Genomic DNA, 1,086 nt, shown 5'->3' with positions numbered 1-1,086 from the left:
ATTCCTTCCCACCTCGAGATCATCAAAGGTCGCCCAGGCTGTAACGCTAATCCCGCCCGCCCTGCCTCCATTACCGTGCCATCAGCCGAACAGGACGCACTATGAAACCTTCGCCTTGTCCTTCGGCCGTCGCGGCCGTGCCGGAAGAACGCCGACGCCATAATGGGATGCCATCATGCCGTAGCTGCGATTGATCTCGGGATCGTAGAAGCTGGCGCGGCTGACACCCGACTTCAGATTGTCGGGGACGATCAGGCGGGGAACGCCATCAAAGAAACGAAACATCCTGACGTGTGAACCAATCCAATCAGGCAGTGTCTGGGTCCAGGTGGCTTCGGCATAGGTGAAGCTGGACGCTCCCAGCACTGCCACAAAGATCTCCGCCTCACGAATCTCGCCGGTGTCTCGATCAACGATCGGGATCTTCTTGCCGGAATAGTCGACGAAGCCCTTGTCGTCGGCGGCGTGTTCCTGGCGCATCGTCGGGGAAAGCCGCTGTTCGAAGCTGCGAAAGAGCTCGCAGAACCGGCTGTAGCCATATCCGTCGGGATGACTTCCTCGATACTCCTCCCACAAGATGAGGAGCGTGACGCCCGGCTTCTTGAGCTCCACGGCAAGATTGGCCCAGTTCGGCTCTGTGCGCCGCCGCGTGCCCTGTTTGACGCCATTGCGAGCGAAGAGTTTGTTCTCAAGCGCGTCATCGGTCAGCTCGCTTGGCAGGGGCCAGCTCAACCCGATTGCCGCTGCGCGCTGCAGATTATCCTGCACCGTACTGCGTGCTATTCCCAGCACGACCGCAATCTCGCGGGAGCTGGTCCCGCTTCCGGCAAGCCGAAGCATTTGTCTCAACTGTCTCATGGTCAGCCTTCTCTTTGCCGGCATCAAAATCTCCTCGTCCGTAGCGAGGTATTTGATGCCAAAGTTGCTGACCCAGGAGGTGATCTTCAGTGCCGAAAACTGGCCGGTCTTTGGTTGGAACGCTGGCCGGCTTCAAATCGGAATGCCGTCCGGATTTTGATCGGAATCCCGTCCGGTCATTCCCTGGAATCCGCAGTCATTGCCCAATTGCGTGCACAGGCCGTTGAC

At 58.8% G+C, this 1,086-nt stretch carries 1 protein-coding gene; it reads right to left on the bottom strand.

The genetic code is table 11. The features are described from left to right. Positions 1 to 99: 99 nt before the first annotated feature. Positions 100 to 840: an IS21 family transposase gene (gene istA / locus EOC06_RS37660; RefSeq protein ID WP_245470446.1), complete on the bottom strand. Its 741-nt coding sequence runs from the start codon at positions 838 to 840 to the stop codon at positions 100 to 102. Positions 841 to 1,086: the final 246 nt, after the last annotated feature.

It is taken from the genome of Mesorhizobium sp. M7A.F.Ca.MR.362.00.0.0 (assembly GCF_004023175.1).
GTDB lineage: Bacteria > Pseudomonadota > Alphaproteobacteria > Rhizobiales > Rhizobiaceae > Mesorhizobium.
Note: the sequence above shows the minus strand (reverse complement) of the source record. Positions and strands in the feature narration are given on the sequence as shown.